Genomic DNA, 23,469 nt, shown 5'->3' on the forward strand with positions numbered 1-23,469 from the left:
ACGCAATCTATTGAAGCTGCATAAACAAACCTACACAAGACTACGTAGCTCCACCATACAAAAAAGCCGGAGCAGATGCTCCGGCTTTTTCTCAACTATCAGTGCTTTAATCCGCAATCGGAATACCTGGAACATCACCACGCTTGGTGGCATCAGCACCCCGGCCCGTTTTTGGAACAACGGACTTACCCTTGCCTTTGGCAACCGGCTTTTTCTTGGCAGCCTTCGCCTTAGGTGTCGGACGATCCTCAACGCTTTCAAGAAGCAGACCTTCAAGGTCCTCAGAAACGGAGACCTTAACAGTCCCGCCCTTCTGAAGTTTGCCAAACAGAACCTCATCAGCCAGCGGCTTTTTGATGTGCTCCTGAATGACGCGGCCCAGCGGTCGGGCTCCCATCAATCGGTCGTAGCCTTTCTCAGATAGCCAGGCCACAGCTTCAGGTGTCAGTTCAAAGGTCACGTTACGCTCTGCAAGCTGAGCTTCCAGCTGCATAACGAACTTCTCAACCACACGATGAATAACGTCACTATCCAGATTTGCGAACGGAATGATCGCATCAAGACGGTTCCGGAACTCCGGAGTGAACATCTTGTTGATCGCATCCATATCATCGCCATCACGGTCAATGCGATTGAAGCCCATAGGAGCTTTCGCCAGATCAGCCGCACCAGCGTTGGTGGTCATGATCAGTATCACATTGCGGAAATCGACAGACTTACCATTGTGGTCCGTCAGCTTACCATGATCCATAACCTGCAACAGAATGTTGAACAGATCAGGATGAGCCTTCTCGATTTCATCCAGAAGCAACACACAGTGCGGATGCTGATCAACAGCGTCCGTCAGCAAGCCACCCTGATCAAAGCCTACGTAACCTGGAGGGGCACCAATCAGGCGAGAAACCGTATGGCGTTCCATGTACTCAGACATATCAAATCGGGTCAGCTCAACACCCAGCGTCGATGCCAGCTGGCGCGCAACTTCCGTTTTACCAACACCGGTTGGACCGGAGAACAGATAAGAACCAATTGGCTTATCCGGTTCACGCAGGCCTGCACGGGCCAGTTTGATGGACGCAGACAACGCTTCAATCGCCGGGTCCTGACCATAAACAACGCGCTTCAGACTATCCTTAAGGTTGGACAGAACTGCTGCATCATCTTTGGAAACAGACTTCGGCGGAATCCGCGCCATGGTCGCAATCGTTGCTTCAATTTCCTTCAGGCCGATTGTCTTGCGACGTTTACCCTCAGGCAGCAACATTTGCGAAGCACCAGACTCATCAATCACATCAATCGCTTTATCCGGAAGCTTCCGGTCAGCAAGGTAGCGAGAGGACAACTCAACAGCCGCCTTGATCGCATCATTGGTGTATTTGATGTTATGGAAGTCCTCAAAGTAAGGCTTCAGCCCTTTCAGGATTTCAATTGCATCTGGAATGGTTGGCTCGTTCACATCCACTTTCTGGAAGCGACGCACCAGTGCGCGGTCTTTTTCAAAGAACTGGCGATACTCTTTATATGTGGTGGAACCGATACAACGGATCGTACCGGATGCCAGCGCAGGCTTCAGCAGATTAGATGCATCCATCGCACCGCCTGACGTCGCACCCGCACCAATCACGGTGTGGATCTCGTCAATAAACATGATCGCGCCCGGATAATCTTCGATTTCCTTGACGACCTGCTTCAGACGTTCCTCAAAATCACCGCGATAACGAGTACCTGCAAGCAGAGATCCCATATCCAGCGCAAAAATCGTCGCGTTTTTCAGCACCTCAGGCACATCACCAACAACGATACGGCGCGCAAGCCCTTCAGCGATCGCTGTTTTACCAACACCCGGATCACCCACATAAAGCGGATTGTTCTTGGCACGGCGACACAGGATCTGAATGGTGCGCGAAATTTCTTTCTCACGCCCGATTAGCGGATCAATTTTACCGGAAAACGCTTTGTCATTGAGATTCTGACAATAAGCCTCAAGAGCTTCTGTTTTCCGCTTTGTTTGGTCAGAAGAACCACCAGATGGAGGTTGCGGCATGCTCACATTAGGGTCAGCGCCACTATCGGATTCTTCTTCAGCACCACGTACCCGACGTGGTTCAGACAAGCCAGCCCGTTTTGCAATACCATGGGAGATATAATTGACAGCGTCGTACCGTGTCATTTCCTGCTCTTGCAGGAAGTAAGCAGCATGGCTTTCACGCTCAGCAAAAATGGCGACAAGAACGTTGGCACCAGTCACTTCTTCACGCCCGGATGATTGAACATGAATGACAGCGCGTTGAATGACACGCTGGAAACCGGCGGTTGGTTTTGAATCATCATCCCCGTCAACGACGAGGTTCTCTAGTTCAGTATCAATATATTCGACAATGCTTTTTCGCAGTTGATCGAGGTCCACATTGCATGCACGCATCACCGCAGCAGCATCCTGATCATCAATCAATGAAAGCAGCAGATGCTCCAGGGTCGCATATTCCTGATGGCGCTCATTAGCAAACGCCAAAGCTTGATGGAGAGCTTTCTCCAGACTGCGAGAAAATGACGGCACAGGCGCCCCCTATTACTTTTTCTCCATTACACATTGCAATGGATGTTGGTGTTTTCGGGCGAAATCCATAACTTGTGTGACCTTTGTCTCGGCCACTTCATAGGTGAAGACTCCACACTCCCCTACGCCATGATGATGGACATGGAGCATAATCTGCGTCGCATCTTCACGATCCTTATGAAAGAACCGCTCCACAACGTGGATCACGAACTCCATCGGCGTAAAATCATCATTGAGCAACAACACGCGATACAAACTGGGCCTTTTTGTTTTTGGCTTAGGTTTGGTAACGGTTATCGTCCCGCCATCATCGTCATTATCCAGGTCGAAATCGCTGCTCATTTGTTCTCTTTGTCCCTCCATGTATAACGCAGAGGACTTTATAGTATTTAAACGTACCCCCTGCGAATTCAAGGGATATGCATTTTCATAGGGCACACCAACAACTCCAGAAAAATCAAACAGCGTTTCATTTTCTGTTTCATTATACACCGTAAGCATAAGATTATCTCCCCTGAGAACACTCATTGCCTGTCGCTGGTCTCTCATTCACACTCTCGCTACAGCATCTGCGCTGTCTTTTCACTCTGGTTTACAGACTTGCCGGCGCCAACACCCCGCATCCGGTGGCATCAGCGGCCTCCTAAATGTACCTGCCAGATCAACCAATTGCAGACATTCAGGACACGCCAAGCCTTCTCATTCATTGTTAGTACTGATTATTCTCCGAGCAAACTGGAAAATGCAAACCAATAAGAAGAGAAAACGCACAGACTATCCGAAGGGTTAAACCGTGCTCCCAACGTAAGATGAGTAGATCCGGGTCATTCTGCGAGCCCAAACACGCTCGTCAGAATTCAGGATACTGAATCACAATGTTTTGAGAGGGCCTTGAAGAAGAGAGATAGGTTGTCTGAAAATGGAAACAACCAGGGCAATCTATTTAAAACATGCAAAACCAAAAAGCCCGAAGCGCTGACGCACCTCGGGCTTTCAAACTCAATTATGCCAGTAAATTACTTGGCAGCTTTAGACAGCATGCTCTCATAGGGCTTATAGGCGTCCTTAGCGATTTCAGCATACATCTCGCCGATTTTAGTTGCCTGACCGACCATGCTTTCATAGCTCACCTTGGCAAAATCTGCCTGAGCTTCCATAGCCTTATCAAGAGACTTGGCGCCAACAACTTTCTCCATTGCTGCGCTGCTCTCTTCCATAGACTTCTTAGAGTAGTCCGCAACCTCAGCAGAGATCGCCTGCATTCCCTTGGAAAAAGCGCCGAAGCTTTGCATAGCTACGTCCATGTTATCTTTTCCAAGCTTCTGAATATTCTCAAATCCTGTGACCATGAAAATTACCTCATCAATTGGGCGGCGCCGGTATTTCGATGATTAGGTTTTTGTCTCTTGGGGAGCAAACGCCACATTTCTAAACTTACGCAACGATATTATGCGCTGCACAAATTTTGTCAACTTTTATTTTGCGCTGCAATATCATGAAAAGACAGGGGCGTAGCCACAAACAAAAAACGGATAAAAACAATATTTTTGCAATCTGCCTTATCGCATTTACAGAATTGTAACCGTAATCGCATCATTCTGGGTATGACGCGAACGGGGGGAGTCACCTGCGCCGCATTTTTTGCGGTTGAGGCTTTCTGAACACACCTCCGCTAGCAATGAGAGAATTTATTTAGTACAGAGCGCGTAAACCGCCATTATTGCTCACGGGGCGAAAAGAACATGGGTCTGCGTAATTTTGGGCCATTTGGGCGCCTAAAAAAGGCATTGGGACAAGCTGTCGGCATTCTTGCCGTATCCTTAGCAATCGCTACAGCTCCGACTATTGCCCAGGCAAATTCCAAATATGCTGGTATTGTCGTTGATGCAAAAACCGGGAAGGTTTTGTACGCCAACAACGCCAATGCACGACGCTACCCTGCGTCCACCACAAAGATCATGACACTTTATGTGCTCTTTGAGGAACTGGAAGCTGGCCGCGCCACACTAAATACTAAAATGAAGGTCTCCCGCTACGCAGCAGGTCGCCCACCAACAAAGCTTGGCTTGAAAGTTGGCGGCTCTTTGCGCGTTAAGGATGCCATCTATGCACTCGTTACCAAGTCCGCAAATGATGCGTCGACTGTAATCGCAGAGCATATCTCCGGTTCTGAAACAGCATTTGCGCGCCGCATGACGCAGACGGCCCGTGCGATTGGCATGCGCAACACCACCTTCAGAAACCCACATGGCCTACCAAATTCCAAGCAGGTGACCACCGCAGCAGACCTCGCTCTGCTGGGCCGCGCGATTCAGGATCGGTTCCCGAAGTATTATAAGTACTTCAATACCCGCTCTTACACTTACGCCGGCCGCCGCATGGGCAACCACAACAAGTTGCTTGGTCGTGTCCGTGGTGTCGATGGAATCAAAACTGGTTACACCAACGCCTCCGGCTTCAACCTCGTGACCAACGTTAAACGTGACAATCGCCAGATTGTTGCCGTGGTTCTGGGTGGCCGCACCGGTAAAAGCCGTGATGCGCAGATGGTCAAGCTGATCAGCCAGTACCTGCCAAAAGCATCCCGTGGTCGTCGCACCACGCCGATGCTCTACGCAGGAACAACAAAACGCTACCAGTTCCCAAAAGTTGCTCCGGCTATTCCAGTTGCCAAAGCAGGCACTCCAGCTGGAAAACAGCCGACGCTGCTGGCCTATGCCAACGCGACTGGCACAAAACCAAATTCGAAACCATCTGATCCAATCGCAAAAATGCTGGAACATCAGGCCACGGCCCCTGCTCCGGCACCGCGTAAGGACCTTGTTGCCAATTCACTGGCCGCCCCTGCTGTTTCTGCTTCGGCAAAACTGCAGCAGCCAGCGAAAGCAGCTGCACCATCTTCCGCTCCAATTCAGCAGAAGATTGCAAGCCTGAAGCCAGAGGACATCGACACCTCCGGCTGGCACATTCAGATTTCCGCGACCGACAGCCAGGATAAAGCAATCAAGATCCTGGAAAATGCGCGCGCTGCGACAGGGTCCACCCTGCGTAACAAACGCATTTACACAGAGCCGGTCAAATCTAAGAAACAAACCCTGTACCGCGCACGGTTCATCGGGTTTGAAACCAAAACAGCAGCCTGGGATGCTTGTGCCAAACTCAAGAAGGCCAAGTACTCCTGCTATGCCGTCTATCAGTAACTCGTATCAGTCACGGTGAGTCTAATGTCTGTTGAGAAGCCGATCCTTCGCCTCGTTGAGTTTGGAAGCCAGGAAAGCAGAACCCCCACTATCGGGGTGCAATCGTTTAATCAGTCTGCGGTGAGCAGCACGGATGTCGTCCACGGAGGCTCCCGGCGCAAGTCCAAGAACCTCGTAGGCCTCCTTCTCAGTCAGAGCGCTCGAGCTCGACGTGTCTCTCTGCCCCGCTGTGGAATCCGCGTGGAAGTCTACACGCCAGTTGGAGAGCCTGCTATCGAGGTAAGCTTCGAGTAGGGCAACGCTGTCGCCGTCCGGCTGCACGTCGCGCCAAAGCTGTTTGAGCTCTGCAACTTGTAAAGAACTCAACGCGCGACCAGCAAAGGAACCGGCAAGCACTTTACCCTCCAGCTTCTTGCTATCATGATCCAGCTCCATATGGAGAAATCTGGAGGAGATGTTAGAAGTCTGACCGGCACTCTTGGAGGCACCACCCAGCCCTCCAAAGGGAAATCCACCGGGAAACTTGAAACTCTGCGCAGAGCCCCAACCCAAAAGGGACAGCGCAAAGGCCGCAAGTGGCAGCGCGATAACGTATCTGCCAGTGACGGCAAGAAAAGCGCAGAAGGCCAGCAGCAGTCCGCCAATCAGCATTTTCAAAACTTCTTTAAGTTTTGCCGGATTTGACTGCGTCAGCCACTTTGCGAAGAAATAGAGGATGGCAAGCACCAACCCTCCCATGACCAAATAGCCCATTTAGTACCTGACATGTATTAGGCGCATTCCCAAAAAGTGGTTCCGGTTTCCGGATCAGAATACGCACAAAATTAGAGAGCTCGAGCGTGATGCGAGAATGTAAATAAACGCGGCGTGCTCTAGCTAAGGTGTTCTATCAAGAATTGAGCACCTTTATGCCCCGATTGCTCAAGGCGCTCAAGGGCCTGTCTGCCCCCGGCGGAAAATGTTGCAATCGCAGCCAGCAATCCACGCAAGCTCGCAGCAGATCCGTCATCAAAGTTCAGATAGACCCCGTTGCTCAAACGAGCAATCTCGCGATACGCCCGCTCCGCCAAGATGTCCTTGCCTTCCTGAAACACAAAAACCGGCACGCCCAACAATCCGAGCTCACCTGCCTTATCGCAGACCAGATCAGGGTTCTCCTCCATGCAATCGCCAATATAGACAACTGCCTGCACCCGCTTCTTCCGCGTCTCAGCCAGGGCGTGATCCAGCACCTTACGAATCTGTGTGCGCCCGGCCTGCACGCGAATCTTACGCATCATCCCACCCAGCTCTTTGGAATTGCTGACCCAGCGCGAAGATTTACACTCACCATACCCGCGAAAGAACACCAACTGCACATCAAGCGACCCGACCCGGCCCGCTTCGATGAACATCTCTTCCTGTAGGTGACAGGCCTGATCCCACGTGGGTTGCCGACTCATTGTGGCATCCAGCGCAAAGATCAAACGGCCTCGCTCATCCCCGGCAGGCGCAGCAACCGCACCTTTGGCAGCCTCCAGAAAATTGGAAAGATCGCTCTTGCTTTCTGCAGGATTGTTCAAAAATCCAGTTCTTTTGGAGAGCTTGTCTGACATGGGCACACCTGTGTTTGCTTCACATAAGGTTATGAAGGCATTTTATTCCAACAACTTAACAATTCTTGGGACAGATCGTTTAATTCGCTCGCTAAAAACCAATACCCACTATTGGTGCAATGAGAATAATCACAAAATCTGCTAAAATCAGTTATATCAGTTTCTGCTTGCAATTGGGTTCAACAGTTTCTGGGCAAACCCATTACCAACAACAGATAAGAACAGCTGCAAAGCCAAGAAATTAAGGGATGAGGTCCCACATGGAGACGCCTATGAGAAATCTCCCAGACGTATACCGTGGTGTAGACGACCTGCGGGCTGCACTATTACCTCTGAGACGAGAAGGCAAAACAATCGCTCTGGTTCCAACCATGGGGGCACTGCACGCAGGCCACCTGTCTCTGGTCGAAAAGGCCCGGGAACAAGCGGACATCGTGATTGTTTCAATCTTTGTGAATCCAAAACAATTCGCGCCGGGCGAAGATTTCGAGAGCTACCCAAGAACGGAAGAGTCTGACCTGCAAAAGCTGGCAGACTACGACGTGTTTGGCGTCTTTGCTCCAAATGCACGGGAAATGTACCCGAACGGCTTTGCCACATCGATTCAGATCGAAGGCCCGGCCCTTGGCCTGGAAACAGATCACAGACCACACTTCTTCAACGGCGTCGCCACAGTGGTGGCAAAACTGTTGCTGGCTGTTCTGCCAGATCTCGCAGTGTTTGGTGAAAAAGATTATCAGCAGCTGCGCGTGATCAAGCAACTGGCCAGAGACCTGCACTTGCCAACCAAAGTCATCGGCGCTCCAACAGTGCGCGAAGAGGATGGCCTCGCCATGTCTTCTCGCAATGAGTATCTGGATGAAAAGGAACGCACGACAGCCAGAACAATTTCTGAAACGCTGCAGACAGCACGCAACGCACTCCATAACGGTGAAAACTGGATGGAAGTCCGCAAAAAAGCGCTTGCTGTCCTGAAACTCTCAGGATTTGCGACAGACTACTTCGAGCTGCGCCACGGCAAACACTTGGGCACCCCCATCGACGCCAAAGGCGCCCGCATTCTGGTCGCCGCCAAAGTCGGCGAAACCCGTTTGATCGACAATATCGAAGTATAAAACGACCCTCCGGGCGAATGAATGCATTTGCCCGGAACCCTGCTGCGCCTCAGGATCTCACACAGCTCAGCACATGCCCCCTAAAAATATCCGACATAGCTCAGATAAGTCCCAACTGCGATAAAAGCGATGCCTGTGGCGAGAACGCCCCTCTTCCCCATTTGCTGTGATTTTGTCATGTAATCTGGAATGACAATAAGGCTTGCCCCCTTCAACACAGCAGCTGCCCCAACCAGTGTTACGAGAGCGCCCGCCATGCTGGACACTTTGAAATGGTTGGCAAGCACAACCATACCAACCACAAAATGCACAGCACCAGACAGATTGAGCAGGATTGGGTCTGCATCTGATTGGGCAGCAATCATCCGCTGGTAAAAATTGCTGGAAATAAAGAAACCAAGACCTGTCACGAAAAGATATGGCCCGGCAATCGACGCAATAAGCTCAGTCACAGCATGGATCTCCCGAACAGACAGCCACATGCCGCGTTTATCTCATCCAGCTTATACAGATGCAATCCGCAAAAAAGGGATCTCTTAGATCAGGCAGAGCTCCTGCAACTCGCGGCGCATGCCCTCTGGCATTTCGGCAAGTTGATCACCATCCAGCATTGGACCACTTACATCCGGCGGTGCATCTGACACTTTCAGGTACCGCCAGCCCTGAAAGGCACGGCGCGGCTGCAGCTGTGTCTGGTGGAGGAAAGGCTCCATCACAAGGTCACAGCGCTTCTTGCCAGAATCATCCTTGTGCACGCGGATATCAATCAGTTTCTGGCGAACCTGAACATTACCCTTGATCACCCAGTACAGCGAACCACCATCCAGCAGCTCGTCAATGCGAGTCGGCACCATACGAGTCGTATGGATCTGCTCATCACTCAAGCCGTGTGACAGCGCCAGAATCTGTCGCTGTTCAATGTAATTCCGCAGCTGGTCAACGCTTTCCACGCCAACACAGAGTTTTACCAGATGTAACGTCATAGCGCTCAAATAGCAGGAAGCTCTGGCTTTTTCCAGTCATAGCAGCCCCCATAGCTAACGCATTGCACAAACATATCGGTGATCGCGCAGCCACGCTCTCCATTTTCTAATTTGACTCGGTAGAATGATCGCTCTACCAATTAATCATGACTGATCTTGAACATTCCATCTGCACTGGCCTGGAAGGTGTCTTCGCAGCACGCGGCTTCACCGCCCCCGGCGTGGCAGAGCTCAAGCGCGGCTCTAATGTGAGCCTGCGCACACTCTACAAATACTTCCCCTCCAAAGAGCATATGATCATCGGCGCACTGGAAGTCCGTAATCAGCGCTACTTGTCCTTCCTGAGTGAGGCAGCAACACAGTCCCCTGATGATCCACTGGAAGGCATTCTCCGCACCATCGAACATTGGATGGCAAACAACGCACCACACGGCTGCATGGATCAGGCGGCCCTTGCTGCCTATCCAGACAGCGCACTCGTCAGAGAATGCGTCACACGCCACAAGCAGCAAACCAAAGACCAGCTGGCAGCTCTTCTCGGCCTTGAGACCAATGCTGGAGAGCTCTTCATGATCCATGAAGGCATCGTCTCAACCTACCCCCTTCACGGATCCACTGTCTTCACCTGGGCTAAATCAGCAATTCAATCACTCACTCAGAAAGCAACATGATGAGCACCCTCCCCACCACAATGACTGCAGTAACGCTCACTGGGCACGGCGGACCGGACATGTTGGAGCTGCGTACAGACCTGCCCTTGCCTGCCATCGGCTCTGAGGATGTGCTGATCGAGGTTCTGGCAGCAGGCGTCAACAACACCGACATCAACACACGAAAAGCATGGTACTCCCGCTACGACAATCAGGCAGAAGATGCCACATGGTCCGGCCAGCCACTCCAGTTCCCCCGCATTCAGGGCATAGACGTGTGCGGACGGGTCGTCGCGACAGGCACGAAGGTCGATCAGACGCTTCTAGGCAAGCGCGTACTGGTAGAACCTTGCCTGCAATATGCCAATGGCAAAAAGCTAGAGTCTCCATGGTTCATGGGATCAGAGTGTGATGGCGGCTTTGCTGAATTTGTTTCAATCGACCACCGTCACGTCTACCCAATCCAAAGCCAGTTGAACGATCTGGAGCTGGCATCCTTCCCCTGCTCGTATTCAACCGCTGAGAACATGCTGACACGCGCCAACCTGAAAGCCGGAGAAACGGTTCTGGTGACGGGAGCCTCAGGAGGTGTTGGCTCAGCCGCCCTCCAGCTGGCACGTGCACGCGGCGCACATGTCATCGCCATCTCTTCCGCATCCAAAGCACAGATGCTTGAGGAGCTGGGCGCAAGCCGCGTTCTGGATCGCAGTGATGACCTGTTAGAATGCCTCGGCCCAAACAGTATTGATGTGGTGGTTGATCTGGTCGCCGGTCCGCAATGGCCAGCCCTTCTTGCCATTCTCAAGCCCAAGGGGCGCTATGCAGTCGCCGGGGCGATGGCTGGCCCCATCGTAGAACTGGATGTCCGCACACTCTATCTGAAAGACCTGAGCTTCTTCGGCTGCACCGTGCTGGAACCCGAAGTTTTCGGCAACCTTGTAACCCACATTGAATCAGGCAACATAAAACCACTGGTCGCACAAACCTTCCCGCTCTCGAAAATTGGCGAGGCACAAGAGGTTTTTGAGCAAAAGAACCATTTGGGAAAGATTGTACTGGCAGTCGCAGGCAATTGCTCTGGCGAGAAAACCGCTCGCAAACTGCCCTAGCGTCCATTGCGTGACAAAAAGCACATTATCGATTTTGAAGTTACGCTAGAACCAGCTCAAAGAAAAAGGGATGCAGACGTCACATCTGCATCCCTAGCAAAATCCGCGTTCAAGCAGTTATCTTGGGATTAACTGCCGGCACCTGCAAATACGTAAAGCAGCGCCATAACGCCGCCGAGGGTTGCGACAGTCCACACAGTGAACCCCCAGCAGGACTTCTGAATTTCGTGATCCATAAAACACCGTTTAATGGTTGATACACGTGCGCCGAGGAAACCCCGTCAGCACAGGGCGCACGGAATATCCCTTCCGTGATCAAAGCGCAACAGCAAAACGGCAAAATTTGGCTTGCTAGACCGCCGCACCTCACTACGTACAAATCACTACTCATTCATCAGTCAGATATACCTACCCCATAAAAACTCATAGCTCCAAAGAGTTAGGGCTCTTTAGAATTGATAAAATTATCGATAACCATAAAAAAATTCACTCAAAATATTTATGCAAAAATTCGTTCAAAACTCGACTTTATTGAGAACTGAGTACCCTATAGGACAACTCAAACTCCATTTTTTGATCATTCCGAGTCTGTTTTCACGCAATTTAGCCGGGCTCACACAGCCGCATATCATCCGCGCCCTCTAGCCCCTCTCCGTAAATCATGCCAAACATAAGACTGCCCCTTTCAATCTAAACGGGCAGATGTTCGGACTCAGGCTAAAAACAGAAAGACCAATGCTTCAGATCCAGTTTTCCAACTTCATTGCCATCCTCATCTTCGTCTCCTCATGGGGCTTGTACAGCTGGCTGGCCTATCGAAGTCCCTGGTCCAAAAACACGCTCTCTCATGCCATGGACGCGCATCGCTATCGCTGGATGAATGCCATGCTCAAACGAGAGGTGCGCATCGCTGACACCAATATCGCTTCCGGCCTGCAGCAAGGCACCGCATTCTTCGCCTCGGCCTCTCTTCTGGCCATCGGTGGCACGGTCACTCTGCTCAGCGCAATGGATGAGGTCACAGCCCTTGCCCGCACGCTCGATCTGCCATTTTTGGATGATCCAATTCAGAACGAAGCCAAGACCTTCGGTTTGATGATCATTCTGGCCTACGCGTTCTTTAAATTCGGCTGGGCTTATCGCTTATTCAATTACACCACCATCGTCATGGGCTCGATTCCTGACGACTGTCATGAAGACAATGCAGAAGCGGTTGACGCCTCCCTACGCGCAGCACGGCTGGCAACCCTTGCAGGTCGCCACTTCAGCAGCGGCCAGCAAGCGCTCTTCTTCGCAGTAGGTTATTTAGGGTGGTATGCAGGGCCGTTCGTGTTCATCGGAACGACCCTTATGGTGACATTGGTGCTGTTGCGCCGTCAGTTTTTCTCAAAAGCAAGAAAAGCTGTGTTGCCGGGTCCAAATACACAAGATCGCGTTAATTCCGGCGCCTGATAAACCTTCACCGGTGTGGGGAAGCCCTTGAGCGGGTATGTCCCCACATAGGTATCCTCACAACAGCTGAGAACTTCCGCGACTGACTGCGAAATCAACATTTCCTGGTTGAGGCGCTTTGAAAGATCGGCAATCCGTGCAGCCTCATTCACCACTGGTCCAACAACCGTAAAGTCCAGTCGCCGCTGCCCGCCAACATTGCCAAAGAACACCCGCCCTGAATGCACACCCATACCAACATGGATGGCAGGCAGATCAGGAAATCCGCGCGCATTCGCAATCGCCAGATCCGCCATGCTTTCTCGCAGTGCCGACATGGCTTCAAACGCCGCTATTCTGGCGCTTTGCTCATCGGTATAGGGAAACACCGCCAGAACTTCGTCGCCGATAAACTTCAGGATCTCGCCGCCGTGCTGTTCAACCCGCGACGTAACGATGCCAAAATACTCATTAAGCAGTTGCAACAGGGCTGTATCTGGCAGGTAATTAGAAAAGCCAGTGAAGTTGCGGATGTCACAAAACGCTACAATCGCGTTGATATGCTCTCCATCTCCCCGCCGGATCTCACCATTCATCACCCGCCGCCCGGCACGTGTTCCAAGATAGGTATTGAGAATGTTCTCGGAGGCCTGCCGGGAGTTAAACAGCTCACAAATCAACGAAAGAGGAGCGCAGATCTGCTCAAACAAGCTGATGTCTTCATCCTTGAAGCCCTCAACAGCGCGCGAAGCAAAGGCCAGCCCATGCACCTCGCCATCCGAGAAGAACATAGGGAGGGCCACATAATCCGTATACCCTTGCTCTTTAAGTTCCTGAATGACTTTGAGCCGGTCATACTCATCATGATGGCCAAACTTGTGCCGGATCATATGCCCGGCTTCAATAGACCGCTTCCATAAGCTTTGATTGTAGGACTCACTCATCTCAGGTGTGTGCTGGAAATATCGCACACGCGGCCCAACGCCCCGCTCCCAGATAAGCCCCTCACCATGATAGTTCGGATCCAGAATAGAAATACCGGTCGAGATCCGGTCCACAACAACGCCAAGGTCCTGCAAATGCTCGCCCAATGCCGCAAAGATACGACAGGGACGCCCCAACATTTTTGCGTCCTTGGACAGCCATTCCATTAAATCGCAAAGGGAAAAAGACTCACTATTAGACATTTACACCCCAGAGACGAGCGGAAAAGAAGACCACGTAAAATCACCACACTCGCAAGCAAACACGGCGAAAATTTCAATATTTCTTATCATTTACTTTTCAACTCAGACATTTACAGGAATCCCATCAAGAAACTCTCGCCTTTTTTGCTAGACTTTCTCCACAATTCAACACACGCGCAACGTGTAAATGCTTCAAATTTTAAAAATTTGTAGCCAACAACCTGCACAACTCCTATTTTCGCTCAAAAATATGAACACAGCACGCATCTGGTGATTGTCCATCCAATCACTGCGCTTTTAACCGAGAAACCCTGCAATGTTAGATCGCTTTTATCTGATTATCGATGGCACCCAATGGCTGCCACGTATCCTTCCTCTTGGCGTCAAATGTCTCCAACTCCGCATCAAAGACAAGTCAGAGGATGAAATCCGATCTCAGGTCCGGGAAGCAAAACAGCTTTGCGACAAAGCCGGCACAGTGCTTATCGTCAACGATCACTGGCAAGCTGCCTACGACGCAAACGTGGGCTATGTGCATTTAGGACAGGAAGATCTGAAAACCGCCGATTTCCGCGCACTCCGTTCCGCAGGAATCTACTACGGTGTTTCCACCCATGATGAAGCCGAGCTGGACACAGCTCTGGCGCTAGATCCTGAATATGTGGCCCTTGGTCCAATTTACAATAGCGCAACAAAAGAAATGCGCTGGCAGCCACAAGGTCTCGAAACACTAAAAAGATGGCGCGCCCGCACAAGTAAACATCTGGTCGCTATCGGCGGCATCAGCCTGGACCGCGCCGCCGAAGTATTCGAAAGCGGCGCCGATTCCATCGCCACCATCTCCGACGTTACCAGCGCCCCCAACCCAGAACACCGCACCACCCAATGGCTCAAAGCCTCCAAAGACTGGCAGCGGTAAAAACAAAAAAAGCCGCCTCAGCAGTCCTTGCGCGGCGGCTTTCTCATTTCAGGCATATGTCTTAAAAGCGGATCGATGCACCTGCGCTAAATCCATAAAACAGCAAGGTGTCATCCCCCTCCAGCACATCATAGTCAGGCAAGCCGACACGATGATACTCTTCTGTTCCATCAGAAACACCATTCAACAACATCGCATAACCGCCTAGGTTAAAGGCAAGCCGCTCTGAGTACTGATAGGTCAGCTTCGGCGCAATCTCCGCATAAGCAGCAAAGTGATTCAGGCTTTCTTTCTTGCGAATATCAACAGAGCTATCGCTGTCACTCGTCAGACGGCTGCTGAAATCAATCCGGTTTACCCCAACGCCTACGGTTGCCCGACCACCCAAATAAACCTTCTCAAAAAGCTCATACCTGCCTTCAACACCGAACTGCGCACCAAAGATATGATTATTCGTTGCCAGTTTGACACGATCAGTTTGATCATCTGTTCCCTGATACTCTTCAATCTCATCAAAGGTCGCAGCATTGAGTTTGTTACGCTGCCCAATGTAGCGAAGCCCCCCAAGAACAGTCAGGCCATAGAAGTTCGTTTGCCGCTGTACATTAACTTCACCACCCCACAGCTCACGTTGGTAGTCAAAAGAAGAGGCATAGGCAGCATCGGAGTTGCGAAAATCTGGATTACTTGGACCTGACACGTGGTCATAATCACTATCATAAGCAGCTGAGAGGTTTTCTCCTGCGTTGATAACGTCGCGCTCAGCTTTAATTCGTCCAGAATACAGACCCGAGAATTGCAGGCTGTAGTCTGCCCATTCGCCCTGCCCCGGCACTACAACACTCAACCGTCCACCCGGCGCCAACCGAAAACGATCCAAAATATCAGCGTGGAACACTTCCTCTGTGCTGTAATTGACAACAAGCGCACCTTTGCCAGTTCCCGCACTGGAAAGGAACAGGCCTTCCAGATCCACCTGCACACGCGCATCCTCTGCGAGAGAAGCTCTTGCTGAACAAACCATAAGTGATGAAAGCAGCATCAGGCCACAGAGTTTCTTATTCATTTTTAGCCGCCCCTTTTGGCTTTATCGATAACATCGTATTACCTAGGGGAACACTCGAATACAAAAAGAATACGGCTATTTACATAATATGTATTCTCTCTGCGTCATTTAAGAAACAGTGACGCAAACGGCACCTCCAGCCCATAAAAAAGGCGCCCCCAAAGAGCGCCTTCTTCAATCAGTATAGTGAGCTTGCTTAGCCAAGCTCGGAGACGTTGCTGATGACTTTACCAACAAGACCGTACTCGATGCCCTCTTCCGGGCTCATCCAGTAATCACGGTCGGTGTCTTTTTCAATGCGCTCAATCGGCTGACCAGTTGCATCTGCAAAGATCTGGTTCAAACGATCACGCATCTTCAAAATTTCTTTGGCCTGAATTTCAATATCAGTTGCCATACCGCCAGCACCACCAGATGGTTGGTGAAGCAGGAAGCGTGTGTTCTTGGTGCAGAAACGACGCTCTTTAGGCACGGACACATAAATCAGAGCGCCCGCACTTGCGACCCAGCCCATACCGAGAATGCGAACTTCCGGCTGAATGAACTTGATCATGTCATGGATCATGTCACCGGACTCAACGTGTCCACCCGGAGAAGAAACAATAACGGTAATCGGGTCGCTGCTAACCTGGGAAAGCGCAAGCAGACGGGAACAGACTTCCTGAGCCATCTCTTGAGTCACAGGTCCTGTAATCAGCACTGTACGCGCATCAAAAAGATGCTTGTCCACCGGGATGGACTTGTCAGGATTCTTTGGCGCGTCTTCATCACCTTCGAGGCGAACTGACGTCGAAGCACAAATGTCCGTCATGCGAATGACATGCTCCCTTATATTAGCTACCGCCCCACGCGGCAGACTGTGATCAAACATAACTAAAAGATACTGCGGCAGACCGCAAACACGCAAAGTCATAGCCTAACAGAAATTCCCTAGGAAAAAGAGGGTGTTCTCCCCTCACTTTTGATAGGCCTTTCGGAAAACCGCCGTTTCTCCACTTCTAATCAATGCAATTTGCACATTTTCAGTTCCTTTGTTCCAACTTAAAGGCAAAGGAATAACGTTTTAATAACCTTGCAACTCACATAATCGGTAAAAATAACGATCTACCTATAGCTGATATAGACATGCAGGGGACGGTGTCTAGTCCTTGGACACGGCACAAAGGGATTTTCGGGTTTGACTGGTTTTACTGAAGCGCTGGATGCCAACGTCCAATATCATTCGCCTGTCCCGGCGGAAGACCAGCGGGCTTTTGCGCGCGTGGACGTTCCAATGTACATTGTTGACGTCAGCCAGACCAAGCTCGTCTGGGCAAATTCCGCAGGTCTTTCCTTCCTGGGCCTGAGCCTGCGCGAATGCATCGACGCCTCCGGAACTTTCAGAATGGACCTGCCAGCGCCATTCGATGACCTCTCCTATCAGCGCCAGCTTCATTCTTATCTGAGCCGGGTCACCGAAGAAGGCCGCATTACAGAGTGCATCACCGTTATCCCAAACTCCCAGCCGGTCTCTGTGTATTGCTCCATCTCCCCACAGCCATTGACCACCGGAAACCCCGCGCTATTGGTGCAGGTGATTTCGGAAGTTGGCAACGAGCCTGAACAAGTACGCAGCGCGCAGGTGTTGCTCTACACCACGTCCATGATCAGCATGTTCGATGAGAACGGCAAACTCATCTTTGAAAACCCGGCAAGCCGCCTCAACCGGCCAGATGGTTGCGAAGACCTGATCAACCGCATGTGCAACCGCAGAGATTTCGACGCCCTGCTGGATGAACTGCGCAAAACAGGCAGAGCGAATCTCGTCGCACTCATGCATTCCTCACAGGGAGAACGCTGGTTCGACCTCAACGCCCGCAGTGGGTACGATCCATTTTCCGGCTCCCGGGCCATTCTGCTCAGCGCCACAGATGTCACCAAACGCCTGAAAGCAGAGCACGAAGTCCGCTATCTGGCCCACCATGACACCCTGACAGGCCTTGCCAACAGAACATTTCTTGAGATTGAAGCCGAACGCTATCTGGATGAAACGCGTATTACCGGAAATCCCGGCGCACTTATCTTCATTGATCTCGACCGCTTTAAAACAATCAACGACACCCTCGGCCATCTGGTCGGCGACGACCTGCTCGTCGTCATCGCCAAGCGCCTCAAAGAGGTTGTCGAAGGGATAGGCTTTGTGGCGCGCCTCGGTGGGGATGAGTTCGTTGTGCTCATTGCCAACTTCGCAGATTACGACCTGCTTGACGACATCAGCCGCGAAATCAGAACCGCCCTGTCCAAACCCTGCAAAGTGCGCGGACATATGCTGCAGGTGACACCATCCATTGGCGTGTGCACCTATCCCGAACACGGCATTGATCTGGACACGCTCATGCGTAAAGCCGATCTTGCCATGTATAAGGCAAAGGATCTGGGCCGCGACCGCATCTGCTTCTTTGATGTGTCCATGTCACGCGAAGCTGAAGAGCGTGTCAGTCTGGAAACAGCACTGCGTCAGGCTCTGCGCAATCAGGAGCTGGCCGTCCACTATCAGCCGCGTGTGTGTCTCACAACCAATCGCATTGTGGGAGCAGAAGGCCTGCTGCGCTGGCACCATCCAACGCGAGGCCTTGTATCAGCCGCCAGCTTCATCGAGATCGCTGAAGAAGCGGGCATGATTGATGAAATCGGAGACTGGGTGGCGCGCGAAGCCATGCTCCAGCAAAAGCAGTGGGCATTATCTGGCCACGACATCGCAATCTCAATCAATCTGTCTCCGGCACAGTTCCGGCGCGGACGCATATCCCAGCGCCTCCACCGCATACTGATTGAGACCGGCGCCTCTGCCAGATCAATCCGCCTTGAGATCACCGAAAGCGCTCTTCTCAGTGATGCCAATGAAACACTGAAAGAACTCACCGCCCTCCGCGACTTGGGCTTTACGCTGGAAATTGATGATTTTGGAACCGGATACTCAAACCTGGGCTATCTCCAGCGTTATCCGGTGACAGCCCTCAAGATCGACCGATCCTTCATCGCCGATACCAAACGCTGGCCAATCGTACAAATGATTGTGCAGATGGGTCGCCTGCTGAACCTGACACTGGTGGCAGAAGGCATCGAGACACGAGAGCAGCTCCGCCAGATCCAAAAACTGCAGTGCCATGAGTATCAGGGATACTTGTATTCCCCTGCCGTCTCCCCGCACACCTTCGAGTGCCTGCTCAAAGGGCAGCAAACCGTCACGTCTCCCCCCACGGTCGGTGCCTTAGCTTAACCCAGCTTTCGCGGAGCGGCTCAGTTCTTCCAGAGCAGACAACGCATCCTCGGCCCTTTCTTCCGGCACAAAGATGTGGTCGTGATAATACGCAGCCACAACATTGGCAGAGATCCCCACATCTGCCAGTGCCTTGGAAAGCGCTGCTGTCAGCCCCACAGCCTCCAGCGAACTGTGAACAGCAAGCGAAATACGCCGGAAGCACGGCTCCGTTTCAACGCCAGCCTTACCGGCATTCGCAATGGAAAGAATGACCGTCAGGCCTTCATTTTCCCAGAACAACCCGAGCGGTGAATACTCGGCCAAGGCTTCAACACTGCCATTGGGAAAGCAGCAAAACACAAAGCTCTCCTCAGAAAGAGAGGCTTCCATGGAAGCGAGAAGTTCTTGTAAATCCAGTCCGCCGCGCGTTGTCATACCCAATGGCTCCCTCTCTCAGCACTCAAAACATCTCGTAGTAAGTCCTACAGCGTATCTCCGAAAAGTGGCAACCGGTTTTCGGATAAAGATACGCAAAACAAAGGCTAAAGCAGTTCATGTGTTTCAACATAAATGCGGACTGCTTTAGCATATCCCAATGAACAATCAGGGGAACAAGAAAGCGTATTCCCGGACAATAGCGCCCTACTCTCCTGGAGAGAACGTGCCATCAGCATTGTAGTCAACAACAACGATTTGCGGCCCATCAATAGCAAACTCAATCAGCACTGGTGCGGAACCAGCGAGATTGTAAGGCACAACCTCACCCTCATCGTAGGATCCGATACTCAGCCAAAAAGCAAACAGCGGCGCACAATCAATCTGAGTTCCAGCAACAGGCCGCACAAAGCTGGAAAGCACCACACGCCCATCTGAATGTTGAATGGCATTCCCGCAGCAAATGCCAAGCAAACCTTCATCAGAAACAGATGGGATCGTTATCCTGAAACTGCGAAGCGTCACACCAGATGCATTGGCAGAAGGAGACAAGCCCAGCGGCTTCGCGTTTAAATGAGTGCAGTTAACGGAGACGCGGTCAGCAGAACTTTGCGTCCCAACCATGCGCTGCGAGACGAACTCCAACGCATCAACCTCATCCTGCTCCACCGCTGAAATATAGCGGCAACCTCCAGCATCGGCCATTTTCTCACGCACAGCACAAGCCAAAACTTGTTCACGAAACGCGAACTCAAGCTGAGGTCCAGAAGCGCTATAAGGCGCGACATGTCCTGAGCAAACACAGCAGGACTGCACAATGGCAGGCACATCGCCCAGCACCACATAGGATGGCTGCAACTGAAAGAGGTAGAAACCACAGGCCTGATCTGACCGGTTTGCTGATTATAATCTTGCACTCCTGAACCATAACTCCCGCCTTACGACAAAAAGTCATCTGCCAATCCTAAGACTGGAACCACAAAAGGAGGTTACATCGCAAGCAAGCGCATCCGGGAACGTCGCAAAAACGCGAGACGCACTCTAATCCTGATAGTTAGGCCACAGTCCCGGTGTCGCCAGTTCAACCACATTGCCAAATGGATCATGGAAAAACAGACTCACGCCGCCTTGAGGCCAACGCACCTCACTGCTGAGTGTAACTTTTTTCTCTTCAAGATATTCACGCCACTCGATCAACGCACTTCTGGAGATAGCAAATGCAAAATGAGAAGGACCATCCGTGCTGTGTCCCGGTACCATGCCATAAGGGCTTTCAACATCCTCGCGGCACACATCGCGCCTGAATACCAGCAGCATCTGATTGGGGCCAACGTCATAGCCATGCATGCGCTCGCCTTCAACAACCCGCCTTAGCCCCAAAAGCTCGCCATAAAAGTCATGCGCACTGGCAAAATCATCAACGTAAACGGCAGTTTCGACAATTCCATTAATACCTGGGGCGTCCATTCCTAACCTCCTGATTGGCTAGTATGGCAGACCAAACCACCACGCAGCCAGGAACAAAAATGTAAAGAAGCCAACAACGTCCGTTATGGTGGTCACAAAAACTGAAGAAGCAATGGCAGGATCCACTCCAATTTTCTCTAAGCCCATTGGAACCAGCAATCCAAACAAACCAGCGCAGATAGAGTTAATCAGAACTGCACTGCCAATAACCACTCCAAGTTCTGGGTTGAGGAACCAGCCCCCTGCAATAGCACCAATCAGTACTCCAAGGCCCACACCGTTGATGATGCCCACCAACAGCTCACGCCGTAAAACCCTGAGGATGTTACGCCTGTTCAGCTCCTGAGTGGCAATCGCACGCACGGTAACAGCCATGGTCTGCGTGCCGGAGTTCCCTCCCATGGACGCCACAATCGGCATCAACACAGCCAGAGCCACCATCTGTTCAATAGTGGCCGAGAAAATGGAGATAACAAACGCAGCAAAAATGGCGGTGAACACATTCACAGAAAGCCAGGAAATACGAGACTTGGCGATCTCAAGCACGCTGTCTGAGATTTCCTCATCACCCACACCAGCCATCGCCAGCATGTCTTCCTCAGCTTCTTCCTGAATGACGTCAACAATATCATCAACGGTCACAATACCGACCAACCGCTCAGCTGTGTCAGTCACCGCGACAGAAACGAGGTTATAACGCTCAAACAAACGCGCCACATCTTCCTGATCATCCGTGACCAGAACAGAATGACGGGTCTCCTCCATGATCTTGGAGATCTTTTTGGATCGTTTCGTGCGCAACAGCCGGTCCAGCGCAACAGCACCTAAAAGGCGGAAGCCCGGATCGACCACATAAAGCTCATAGAAGCTGTCCGGCAGATCTTTGGAACTGCGCAGATGGTCAATCACCTGTCCCACAGTCCAAAACGGCGGCACGGCAATAAAATCGGTCTGAACAATACGTCCAGCAGAATCCTCAGGAAACTCCAGCGCACGTTTAATCTGGACCTGATCCACATTGGGCAGCTGAGCAAGGATCTTGTCCTGCTCTTCCTGCTCCATGTCCTCAAGCAGATAAACAGCATCATCGGATTCAAGCTCACCGATCCCCTCAACAACATCCCCATCCGGCAATGCATCCAAAACCTGCGCACGCACAGGCTCTTCGGTCTCAGTCAGGGCAGCAAAGTCGAACTCTTCACCAAGCAGCTGAATCAGGTGAACGCGATCATCCTCGCGCAGCATTTCCAGCAGGTCACCCATATCCGCGTCATGCAGATTACCCGCCAGCTCGCGCACAACAGCTGCATCCCGCGTATCAAGGGCTGCTTCGACGTGCGCAACAAAGTCGGTATCAAGGTGTCCGCTTGCATCTCTAACATGTGGTGGAGGGGGCGCGGCATGAAGCGCACCGGGATTTTCCGATTGGGTCATGTGACCTCCACACGTTTTCAGTCAAATGCTTGGCGTGAGCATCGTCCTTCGAGATTGCTGAAAATTGAAATGCACGTGGTACCATCGTCCCTATGCACAGTTTTGTGTTTATAGCGACCTTCGCAGACCGTGCAATCCTTTTACGAAGAATTCACGATTTACATCAAAACACGTTCTATTTGAGGAGCCCCGCTCAAAATGAGAATGCGCACTCAACCAACGAACGCATCAAAAACGTAAAAAACGCAAATTCGCGCAAAAAATCACAAAGCAACGCAAAAAATCACAAAGCAACGCAAAACAGCAGCACTCGCCTTTTCAGGGAAAGGCATATGTACTTTTTATACTGAGAAAAAACAGAGGCTTAGATAGCAAAAAACCCCGGCTCATAAAGAGCTCGGGGCTTTTGGTGCGGCCGAGAAGACTCGAACTTCCACGGGTGTTACCCCACAGCGACCTCAACGCTGCGCGTCTACCAATTCCGCCACGGCCGCAAAACCTTGGCTTGCCTCCGGTTTGTTTGGCTCGTTGGCCTCGCCCCGTCGGCTGGTGAGCGGTGATATAGCCAACCCCTCGAACCTGCGCAAGTACCCTTTTTCAAAAATTCACAGCGCAGAGGAAAAAAATCGAAAAAACCTCTTTTAGACGGGCACTTATCCACTGCACGAGATATTTCAGATCCGATCTTCCATGTTTACAGGCCGCATATCCACAGCACGCTGCAATACCTTTGTGATGACAATGCCAACTTTATCGCCAACCACAGTCACCTGCCCTTCAGCAACAGGTGTACTGTTTGCCAAAATCGTAACATCATCAGCTTCATGGGTGTCCAGCTCAATCACCGCACCACGCCCCATGCGCAACAACTGGTGCACTGGCATTTCAGATTTGCCCAGCACCACTGATATGTCGACGGAGATATCATCGAACCTGTTCATCTCTGTCTGCCTCCATCTGAGGGAATAAAATGCACCCGTCTCATCTCTGTGAGTTGGTGCCCTGTTATTTTTAGTGTAGACGCTTACATCTCATTAGGGCAAACCAACTAACCGAAATCCGCAGATCATTTTGGGATAA

22 protein-coding genes and 1 tRNA gene are annotated in these 23,469 nt (G+C 51.4%); 7 read left to right on the forward strand and 16 right to left on the reverse strand.

The window, feature by feature from the left end:
• Positions 1-106 precede the first annotated feature (106 nt).
• The 3 genes from clpA to BM231_RS23360 form a co-directional block, all read right to left on the reverse strand.
• On the reverse strand, positions 107-2,557 hold the full coding sequence (gene clpA, locus BM231_RS23350; RefSeq protein WP_063300647.1) for an ATP-dependent Clp protease ATP-binding subunit ClpA: 2,451 nt from the start codon (positions 2,555-2,557) through the stop codon (positions 107-109).
• A 12-nt stretch (positions 2,558-2,569) separates the two neighbouring features.
• Positions 2,570-2,899, reverse strand: a complete 330-nt coding sequence (gene clpS, locus BM231_RS23355) for an ATP-dependent Clp protease adapter ClpS (protein WP_057463448.1) — start codon at positions 2,897-2,899, stop codon at positions 2,570-2,572.
• Between the two features lie 674 nt (positions 2,900-3,573).
• A complete protein-coding gene (locus BM231_RS23360; RefSeq protein WP_093523394.1) occupies positions 3,574-3,906 on the reverse strand; it encodes a phasin family protein in 333 nt (110 codons plus the stop codon).
• Positions 3,907-4,299: 393 nt separating this feature from the next.
• On the opposite strand from BM231_RS23360, the gene BM231_RS23365 reads away from it, so the two are divergent.
• Entirely contained in the window at positions 4,300-5,757 is a 1,458-nt protein-coding gene (locus tag BM231_RS23365; RefSeq protein ID WP_093523396.1) for a D-alanyl-D-alanine carboxypeptidase, read from the forward strand.
• 21 nt (positions 5,758-5,778) lie between these two features.
• On the opposite strand, the gene BM231_RS23370 is transcribed toward BM231_RS23365, so the two are convergent.
• Together BM231_RS23370 and BM231_RS23375 are read right to left on the reverse strand one after the other, a co-directional pair.
• A complete protein-coding gene (locus BM231_RS23370) occupies positions 5,779-6,510 on the reverse strand; it encodes a J domain-containing protein (protein ID WP_093523398.1) in 732 nt (243 codons plus the stop codon).
• A 119-nt stretch (positions 6,511-6,629) separates the two neighbouring features.
• On the reverse strand, positions 6,630-7,352 hold the full coding sequence (locus BM231_RS23375) for a vWA domain-containing protein (protein WP_093523400.1): 723 nt from the start codon (positions 7,350-7,352) through the stop codon (positions 6,630-6,632).
• Between the two features lie 272 nt (positions 7,353-7,624).
• On the opposite strand from BM231_RS23375, the gene panC reads away from it, so the two are divergent.
• On the forward strand, positions 7,625-8,467 hold the full coding sequence (gene panC, locus BM231_RS23380; RefSeq protein WP_093523498.1) for a pantoate--beta-alanine ligase: 843 nt from the start codon (positions 7,625-7,627) through the stop codon (positions 8,465-8,467).
• Between the two features lie 80 nt (positions 8,468-8,547).
• On the opposite strand, the gene BM231_RS23385 is transcribed toward panC, so the two are convergent.
• Both BM231_RS23385 and BM231_RS23390 read right to left on the reverse strand, forming a co-directional pair.
• Positions 8,548-8,919 (reverse strand): hypothetical protein, encoded by a 372-nt coding sequence (locus tag BM231_RS23385; protein WP_139226396.1) that lies wholly within the window; start codon positions 8,917-8,919, stop codon positions 8,548-8,550.
• An 84-nt stretch (positions 8,920-9,003) separates the two neighbouring features.
• On the reverse strand, positions 9,004-9,450 hold the full coding sequence (locus tag BM231_RS23390; RefSeq protein WP_057463384.1) for a DUF1489 family protein: 447 nt from the start codon (positions 9,448-9,450) through the stop codon (positions 9,004-9,006).
• 146 nt (positions 9,451-9,596) lie between these two features.
• Between BM231_RS23390 and BM231_RS23395 the strand changes: the two genes are divergently transcribed.
• The 3 genes from BM231_RS23395 to BM231_RS23405 all read left to right on the forward strand — a co-directional run bounded on the left by BM231_RS23395 (position 9,597) and on the right by BM231_RS23405 (position 12,661).
• Positions 9,597-10,121 (forward strand): TetR/AcrR family transcriptional regulator, encoded by a 525-nt coding sequence (locus BM231_RS23395; protein ID WP_093523404.1) that lies wholly within the window; start codon positions 9,597-9,599, stop codon positions 10,119-10,121.
• A complete protein-coding gene (locus BM231_RS23400; RefSeq protein WP_093523500.1) occupies positions 10,121-11,209 on the forward strand; it encodes an alcohol dehydrogenase family protein in 1,089 nt (362 codons plus the stop codon). Before BM231_RS23395 ends, BM231_RS23400 begins: the two co-directional genes overlap by 1 nt.
• Before the next feature lie 735 nt (positions 11,210-11,944).
• On the forward strand, positions 11,945-12,661 hold the full coding sequence (locus tag BM231_RS23405; RefSeq protein ID WP_093523406.1) for a DUF599 domain-containing protein: 717 nt from the start codon (positions 11,945-11,947) through the stop codon (positions 12,659-12,661).
• Here the strand turns inward: BM231_RS23405 and BM231_RS23410 are convergent.
• A complete protein-coding gene (locus BM231_RS23410; RefSeq protein WP_093523408.1) occupies positions 12,586-13,827 on the reverse strand; it encodes an adenylate/guanylate cyclase domain-containing protein in 1,242 nt (413 codons plus the stop codon). The two genes, BM231_RS23405 and BM231_RS23410, sit on opposite strands and share 76 nt — an antisense overlap.
• A gap of 316 nt (positions 13,828-14,143) precedes the next feature.
• On the opposite strand from BM231_RS23410, the gene BM231_RS23415 reads away from it, so the two are divergent.
• Complete coding sequence (locus tag BM231_RS23415) at positions 14,144-14,746, forward strand: thiamine phosphate synthase (protein WP_093523410.1); 603 nt, start codon at positions 14,144-14,146, stop codon at positions 14,744-14,746.
• Between the two features lie 61 nt (positions 14,747-14,807).
• On the opposite strand, the gene BM231_RS23420 is transcribed toward BM231_RS23415, so the two are convergent.
• Positions 14,808-15,812, reverse strand: coding sequence for a hypothetical protein (locus BM231_RS23420; RefSeq protein WP_093523412.1), 1,005 nt, complete (start codon positions 15,810-15,812; stop codon positions 14,808-14,810).
• A gap of 196 nt (positions 15,813-16,008) precedes the next feature.
• Entirely contained in the window at positions 16,009-16,623 is a 615-nt protein-coding gene (locus BM231_RS23425) for an ATP-dependent Clp protease proteolytic subunit (protein WP_167550327.1), read from the reverse strand.
• A 366-nt stretch (positions 16,624-16,989) separates the two neighbouring features.
• On the opposite strand from BM231_RS23425, the gene BM231_RS23430 reads away from it, so the two are divergent.
• Positions 16,990-19,071 (forward strand): putative bifunctional diguanylate cyclase/phosphodiesterase, encoded by a 2,082-nt coding sequence (locus BM231_RS23430; RefSeq protein WP_208860602.1) that lies wholly within the window; start codon positions 16,990-16,992, stop codon positions 19,069-19,071.
• Here the strand turns inward: BM231_RS23430 and BM231_RS23435 are convergent.
• From BM231_RS23435 to BM231_RS23460, 6 genes are all read right to left on the reverse strand, one after another.
• Complete coding sequence (locus tag BM231_RS23435; RefSeq protein ID WP_093523416.1) at positions 19,063-19,488, reverse strand: ACT domain-containing protein; 426 nt, start codon at positions 19,486-19,488, stop codon at positions 19,063-19,065. The two genes, BM231_RS23430 and BM231_RS23435, sit on opposite strands and share 9 nt — an antisense overlap.
• A gap of 207 nt (positions 19,489-19,695) precedes the next feature.
• A complete protein-coding gene (locus BM231_RS23440; RefSeq protein ID WP_208860603.1) occupies positions 19,696-20,193 on the reverse strand; it encodes a hypothetical protein in 498 nt (165 codons plus the stop codon).
• A 336-nt stretch (positions 20,194-20,529) separates the two neighbouring features.
• A complete protein-coding gene (locus BM231_RS23445; RefSeq protein WP_093523418.1) occupies positions 20,530-20,955 on the reverse strand; it encodes a VOC family protein in 426 nt (141 codons plus the stop codon).
• 18 nt (positions 20,956-20,973) lie between these two features.
• Complete coding sequence (gene mgtE / locus BM231_RS23450) at positions 20,974-22,389, reverse strand: magnesium transporter (RefSeq protein ID WP_093523420.1); 1,416 nt, start codon at positions 22,387-22,389, stop codon at positions 20,974-20,976.
• 407 nt (positions 22,390-22,796) lie between these two features.
• Positions 22,797-22,883: transfer RNA gene (locus tag BM231_RS23455), tRNA-Leu, on the reverse strand.
• Positions 22,884-23,063: 180 nt separating this feature from the next.
• On the reverse strand, positions 23,064-23,330 hold the full coding sequence (locus BM231_RS23460) for a FliM/FliN family flagellar motor switch protein (protein WP_063289457.1): 267 nt from the start codon (positions 23,328-23,330) through the stop codon (positions 23,064-23,066).
• Positions 23,331-23,469: the final 139 nt, after the last annotated feature.

Origin of the sequence: Pseudovibrio ascidiaceicola (genome assembly GCF_900114245.1) — a bacterium.
Classification (GTDB): Bacteria; Pseudomonadota; Alphaproteobacteria; order Rhizobiales; family Stappiaceae; genus Pseudovibrio; species Pseudovibrio ascidiaceicola.